This window comes from Nitrospirota bacterium, assembly GCA_035516965.1.
Lineage (GTDB): Bacteria > Nitrospirota > UBA9217 > UBA9217 > UBA9217 > MHEA01.
The window spans coordinates 1-6,854 of record DATIZR010000054.1; the positions used below are offsets into that span (position 1 = coordinate 1).

At 60.6% G+C, this 6,854-nt stretch carries 5 protein-coding genes; all 5 read left to right on the plus strand.

Going from position 1 to position 6,854, the window contains the following annotated elements; translation table 11 throughout:
- The first annotated feature begins 130 nt into the window (after positions 1-130).
- The 5 genes from VL197_08255 (at position 131) to VL197_08275 (ending at position 6,830) form a co-directional block, all read left to right on the plus strand.
- On the plus strand, positions 131-763 hold the full coding sequence (locus tag VL197_08255) for a Crp/Fnr family transcriptional regulator (GenBank protein HUJ17972.1): 633 nt from the start codon (positions 131-133) through the stop codon (positions 761-763).
- 194 nt (positions 764-957) lie between these two features.
- Positions 958-1,149, plus strand: coding sequence for a DUF2892 domain-containing protein (locus VL197_08260; GenBank protein ID HUJ17973.1), 192 nt, complete (start codon positions 958-960; stop codon positions 1,147-1,149).
- A 515-nt stretch (positions 1,150-1,664) separates the two neighbouring features.
- On the plus strand, positions 1,665-2,774 hold the full coding sequence (locus VL197_08265) for a glutamate synthase (GenBank protein HUJ17974.1): 1,110 nt from the start codon (positions 1,665-1,667) through the stop codon (positions 2,772-2,774).
- Positions 2,753-4,408 carry a glutamate synthase-related protein gene (locus tag VL197_08270; protein HUJ17975.1) on the plus strand — a complete coding sequence of 552 codons (1,656 nt, stop codon included), beginning with the start codon at positions 2,753-2,755 and terminating at the stop codon, positions 4,406-4,408. The genes VL197_08265 and VL197_08270 overlap by 22 nt, the downstream gene beginning before the upstream one ends.
- A gap of 94 nt (positions 4,409-4,502) precedes the next feature.
- Positions 4,503-6,830, plus strand: a complete 2,328-nt coding sequence (locus VL197_08275; protein ID HUJ17976.1) for an FAD-dependent oxidoreductase — start codon at positions 4,503-4,505, stop codon at positions 6,828-6,830.
- The last annotated feature ends 24 nt before the right edge of the window (positions 6,831-6,854 follow it).

The following is a 6,854-nucleotide window of genomic DNA, read 5'->3' on the forward strand; positions in this document are numbered from 1 at the left end:
TTCATGATCGTTCCCGAGGAGGTCCGGGAAGGCTGATAGCCTGACCGGCGGTCGAAGTCCTTTTGTTCGCTTTGAAGAGGACAGCTAGCCGTTGACAAAAAATCCATTTCTGACTAAGATGAAGCCGCGAATGAAGCCTGCCGAATTCATAAACGTCTTTCCCGCGATCCGGGGTATTTCCGAATCCCAGCTGCGGGATTTTCTGTCCCTGGGCCGAAGGCAGACGGTTCCCTCGGGAACCCAGCTCTACCGGGAGGGAGATGCCTGCTCGGGCATCGCTTTTGTGCTTTCCGGGGACGTCAGGGTGTACAAGATAGGCCAATCGGGTCGTGAAATCACGCTGTATGAGATCGGCCCGGGCGAGACCTGCATTCTGAACGCCTCCTGCATACTTTCGGGACGGTCCTATCCCGCCTATGTGGTGACCGTTTCGGACACGGACCTGATGCTCTTTCCGTCGCCGGTCTTTCAGCGGATGATGTCCGAGTCGGAGGAGATGCGTCGATTCGTATTCACGATCATGAATCACCGGATCTCGACGGTCATGGAGCTCGTGGAGGAGGTCGCCTTCGGCAGAATGGACGAGCGGCTGCTTGGCTACCTCGTTGAAAAATCTGACAGCGGCCAGCTCGAAACGACCCATCAGAAGATCGCCAATGACCTCGGCACTTCGCGGGAAGTGGTAAGCCGGCTGCTCAAGGATTTCGAACGGAAACAGCAGATCAAGCTCTCCCGCAATTCGATCACACTCCTGAAGACATGAGGCGGGGAAGAGGATAAGTTGAGATGGAAAAGCCTTTATCCGTTCCCCGTTCCCGTTTTCCTGCCTTTCCATTTTAACTCTCTTCTGTGACAAAGTCACAGACTCCCGGTCTTATTTCTGATATTTTGCTCCCCAGACACACGTCGGCCCGGCATAGCCGGACAGTCAAAACAGATCCAAGGAGGATTGAAATCATGAAGAAGAACATCGGTTCATGGGAGAGAACGGCCAGGGTGATCGCGGGACTCGCCATTCTGACGCTTGCCTTTGTGGGGCCGAAGACGCCCTGGGCATATCTCGGCATTATACCGCTGGTAACCGGAATGGTGGGATGGTGCCCGCCCTATGCGCTGCTCGGCATCAAGACCTGCAAAGGCTGCAAATAGGCTTGTTCCCCAAGGGAGAACGCCGGAGTGCTCCATGAACTGAATGGAGTGTTTTGAAATACGTTGCTGCCGCTGCTAAGCCGGGCCGTCCAATGCCCGGGCTTCCCTTGCCTCCGAATTTTCTGTAACCGGTTCCTGTTCTCGTAAGGACAGCCCGGCAGCAGGTCGGCCGGAAAAGGCAGGAATAGAGCGGACTGAAATACGGCATCCCTACTGTTATCCCCGATCAAAGCCCCGTTCTAAAAAACGGGGCTTTTTCTTTGTTTTTCCCGGGCACTATGGCATGTCGGAACGAAACTTTCGGCTTGACAGAACCGTGCGATCAGGTGTATTGTACCTCGACCTGCAGGTGATTTTTTACCCAAAAAGCCCCTGAAAAGGGGCTTTTTTTACCTGCAAAAAAGCTCCGTACCTGACGGACAGCCAACTTCCGAGCATCCCATCCCGAACAATATCAAATGCCCGGACCCCCCAGCCGGGAGTTCACTGTTGCGGAGCCGATCAAGGAGTCAACTATGTGCCGTTTGAGTGCTATCACCTCGAGCGAGTATATCTCCCCCCTGGAGAATATCCACGCGCTCGAGACCATGAAAGAAGGCCATGACGGATCGGGCCTCGGGCTCATGCTCAAGGACATGGCAGGTCCCTTCGCCGATTTCAAAAAATATCCCACGTTGTCCGCGATCTGCTCGGGCAAGGGGCTTGCGATGCTCGAGGAGTACATGAAGGCCCAGGGCTTCACGGAGAAGTTTTCCTGGGAGCCGCCGATCAAGAACGTTGCCGGCGTCGAGCGGCGCGAGCACTATATCGCCAAGGTTTACGACTATCCGGCGGCTTACCGGGACAAGCCGAAAAAGGAGCAGGAGGACCTGCTCATGCATACGAGGCTGGCGCTCCGGCTGATGGGCGAGCCCGACGGGTCGCTCTTCGTGTTCTCCTTTTATCCCGATGTGCTGACCTTGAAGGAAGTGGGGGACCCGCTCCAGCTGGGCGAGTTCTTCGGCCTGGAGAAGTCGGGCCTCAAGTCCCGGATCGTTCTGGCCCAGGGCAGGCAGAACACGAACTATGCCATCTACCTCTACGCCTGCCACCCCTTCTTCATCCAGGGCTACGCCACGATGACGAACGGCGAGAACACGGCCTTCGTGCCGATCCGCGAGTTCCTGACGGGCCGCGGCAACCAGGGGTACATGGGCTACAACTCCGATTCCGAGGTCTTTACCCACATCATGCACTACACGAACCGGACCCTCGGGTATCCGCTTCATTATTACAAGGATATCATCACGCCGATGAAGGACGCGGAAATAGAGAAGCGGTCCGACGCGGGGGCGCTCCGGCTTTTGAAAAAGTCGCTCCGGCCGCTCTGCATCGACGGCCCCAACTGCGTGATCGGGTTCACGCCCGACGGATCGCTCTTCATGGTGCAGGACTCGAAGAAGCTGCGGCCCGGAGCGGTGGGCGGCAGGTCCGGCAAGTATGCGCTCATGTCCGAGGTCTGCGGCGTGGACAGCGCGATCCCGGACCGGGACAAGACAAAGGACATTTTCCCCATGAAGTACGACATGGTGGTCATCGCGCCCGGGGCGCGGGAGGTTACGGTATGGAATCAGCTGCACGGCTAGACCAGAACCATCAGCTCTCGCTGAAAGAGCTTCCCTATATCATCCAGTGGCGCGAGGACCGCTGCACCCGCTGCGGCCGCTGCACCGCCGTCTGCCCGGTCAAGGCGATCGAGGCCACGGTCTACACGCAGCGCGTCGTCACCTCCCAGGGCGCGAACCCGGAGCCGACGGTCACTCGGCGCCTGAGCCAGGTCGTCCGCCAGTCGACGGAGATCGAACGCTACTGCATCGGCTGCGGCACCTGTTCGCTCGTCTGCCCCACGGAAGCCATATTTCCGGAATACAACTTCCAGCACAAGTTCTACCACTTCAAGAACAAGGGCGGCATCCCCTACATGCGCGGCGGCAGGCGGAACGACCCTTCCCAGTCGACGCTGGACAAGCTCAAGTTCACGCGCATCTCGATGCTGACCGACCCGGCGCTCGACGCGGGCAGGCACGAGTTCCGCATCCGGACGCTCCTGGGCAGGAACCTTCCGGCAGAGCAGCTTCCGCTCAAGGTGGAAGGCGGCAAGCTCATGATCAGCGACCATACCTTCATCCCGCCCGTGCGAGAGATCTTCCCGATTCGGATCGGCAGCATGTCCATCGGAGCCCTCTCCCCCCATATGTGGGAGGGCCTTGCCATGGGCGTTGCGTACCTGAACGAGGTGGAGGGCATCCCGGTCGTCATGTGCTCCGGCGAGGGCGGCATGCCGCCGTCCCTCCTGAAGTCCCGCTACATGAAGTATTTCATCCTCCAGATCGCGTCGGGGTATTTCGGCTGGGACGAGATCATCCGTGCGCTCCCCGACATGATCGAGGACCCGGCGGCCATCGAGATCAAGTACGGGCAGGGAGCGAAGCCCGGCGACGGCGGCCTGCTTCAGGCGTACAAGGTGCTCGGGCTCATCGCCAAGATCCGCGGCGTGCCGCAGTTCGTCGATTTGGCGTCGCCTCCCACGCACCAGACGAAATATTCCATCGAAGAGGCGGTCGCGAAGATGATCCAGTCCATGTCCATGGCCTGGGGCTTCCGCGTGCCGGTCTATCCCAAGATCTCGGGCACGAAGACGGCCCGAGCGGTCCTGAACAACCTCGCGCGGAACCCCTATGCGGCGGCGCTCTGCATCGACGGCGAGGACGGCGGCACCGGCGCGGCCTACAACGTGTCCATGGACAAGATGGGCCATCCCATCGCATCGAACATCCGGGACTGCTACCTGGACCTCGTGAAGCAGGGCAAACAGAACGAGCTCCCGCTCATCGCCGCAGGCGGCGTGGGCAAGGCGGGCAACCTGGCCGCGAACGCCGCGGCCTTGATCATGCTCGGCGCGTCGGCCGTTGACATCGGCAAGTACATTATGCAGACCGCGGCGAACTGCTTCGGCGACGAGTACAACCGCTGCAATGTCTGCAACCTCGGCAAGTGCCCGCGGGGCATCACGACGCAGGATCCGAAGTTGTATCGCCGTCTCGATCCCGACAAGGTCGCCGAGCGGGTTGTCGAGGTGTTCAAGGCGGCCGACGTGGAGCTGAAGAAGATCTTCGCACCCCTGGGCAGGAGTACGGAGCTCCCGATCGGCATGTCCGACGCACTCGGCGTGAACGATAAGGAGATCGCCGACCGGCTGCAGATCTCGTATGTATGCTAAACGGACAAAACTTTACCACAGAGGACACAGAGAACATTCTGAACATTTCCCCTGGCCTCCTCTGTGATCTCTGTGGTTAGCAAAGGTTGAACCTATGATAATCAACGGCAATGTAAACGGAAAACGGGTCTCTTCGAAGGACCTCGAAGAACAGGTCCAGAAGGCCCTGAAGGACGGCGCAAGGGAACTCACGGTCCGGGCCGACGGCCAGCACGGCATCGGCGGACGCATCTGGCCGAAGTTCGGCAGCGTAAAGGTCGTCATCGAAGGCACCAGCGGCCAGCGCGTGGGCAGCATGGGCATGGACGGGACGGACATCCTGGTCAAGGGCAGCTGTTCCGATGACGCCGGCTGGCTCAACTGCGGCGCGACCATTACCGTGCTCGGCGACGTCGCGAACGGCGCGCACAACGCTGCGGCCCAGGGAAGGCTCTATGTCCAGGGCGGCGGCGGCGCGCGCTGCGACACCATGACCAAGAAGAACCCCCGCTTTCCCGACCTCGAGTCCTGGTACTTCCGGGGCGTGGGCGACTCCTTCGCCGAGTTCAAGGCGGGCGGCATTGCCGTGGTCTGCGGCGTGGGTCCCCGCGATCCCGAGAACATCCTCGGCTACCGTCCCTGCGTGGGCATGGTCGGCGGCACGATCTATTTCCGGGGACCGATCAAGGAATACAGCAAGGCCGATGTGAAGCTCACGGACCTGACCCCGCAGGACTGGGAATGGCTCACCGCGAACATGAAGCCCTATCTTGCGGCCATCGACCGCATGTCCCATTATGAGGAACTCACCAGGGACATGAACGCCTGGAAGAAGCTGATCGCCTATACGCCGGCGGAGAAAGCCAAGTCAAAAGGCAAGCTCAAGATGGGCCTTACCGAGTTCCGCACGAATGTGTGGGAGAAGGAAGTGGGCAAGGGCGGCATGTTCGGCGCCTATCTCACGCATGACCGCACCGTTCTTCCCTACATAACCACGGGCGAGGAGCGGCGCTGGATGCCGGTCTGGAAGAACGACCAGTACCTTCCTCCCTGTGCCTATGCCTGCCCGTCGCGCATCCCGTCGCACAAGCGCGCAAGCCTGATCCGGCAGGGGAGGACCGCCGAGGCGCTGGCGCTCGTGCTCCAGTACAGCCCGCTCCCGGCAACGGTCTGCGGCACGGTCTGCCCGAACCTCTGCATGACCGACTGTACCCGCGGCAGGGTGGACCAGCCGCTCAATATCAAGGAATACGGCTCGGCCGCGCTGAACCTCAAGGCGCCGAAGAAGGCGAGGGCGACAGGCCAGTCAATCGCCGTTATCGGCGGCGGTCCCGGCGGTCTTTCCGCCGCGTGGCAGCTGGGCTTGAAGGGCCACAGCATCGACCTCTACGAAGCCTCGGGCAAGATCGGCGGAAAGATAGAGATGTGCATCCCGCGCGAGCGGCTGCCCAAGAAGATCCTGGATAAGGAACTTGCCCGCTTTGCCGAGATCGGCGTGAAGGTCCACGTGCAATCGCCGGTGGACCGGAAGAAGTTCGAGAGCATCTACAAGGACCACGATCTGGTGGTCATTGCCGTGGGTGCCCATGAGGGCCGCGTGATCCCGTTCCCGGGACACGAGGACGTGGTCAAGGGCATCGATTTTCTGAAGGAGATCAACTTCGGCAAGCCGAAAACCCTCAAGGGAAAGAATGTCGTCGTGATCGGAGCGGGCAACGTGGGCATGGACATCGCGTGCCAGGCTTGGGACCACGGCGCCGTGTCCGTGATCGCCGTCGATGTCCAGAAGCCGGCCGCCTTCGGCAAGGAGATGGAGCTGGCATCCTCCAAGGGGACGCAGATCCTGTACCCGAAAATGACCGAGCGGTTCGACGCGAAGGCGAAGCGGATCTTCTTCAAGGACGGCACGGCCCTCGACGCGGACATGGTCATCGTCTCGATCGGCGACAAGCCGGTGCTCGACTTCCTGCCGCCGTCGATCAACACGGAGCGCGGCTACATCACGGTGAACGACCTGGGCCAGACCTCGGATGTGAAGGTATTCGCCATCGGCGACGCGACCAAGCCAGGGCTCGTGACCCATGCCATCGGCCAGGGCAAGGTGGCCGCGGACAAGATCCATTCCCTGCTCATGAACACGGATTACGTGCCTGAAGAGCGGCGCATGATCCCCTACGAGCGGATCAAGACCCAGTACTACGAGGTCTGCAGGCTCTCGGACATCAAGTTCTCGCCCAAGAAGGAAGCGGACCGGTGCATGAGCTGCGGCTCCTGCCGCGACTGCGGCATGTGCGAACAGTCCTGCTACTACGGCGCGATCTCGCGGAAGAAGCTCCCGAACAAGTCCTTCGAGTACGCGGTGGACGAATCCAAGTGCATCGGCTGCGGCTTCTGCGCGGGGATCTGCCCCTGCGGCGTGTGGGAGATGAAGGAGAACGTGTAGGGACCGTTTCATCTGCGGATGAAC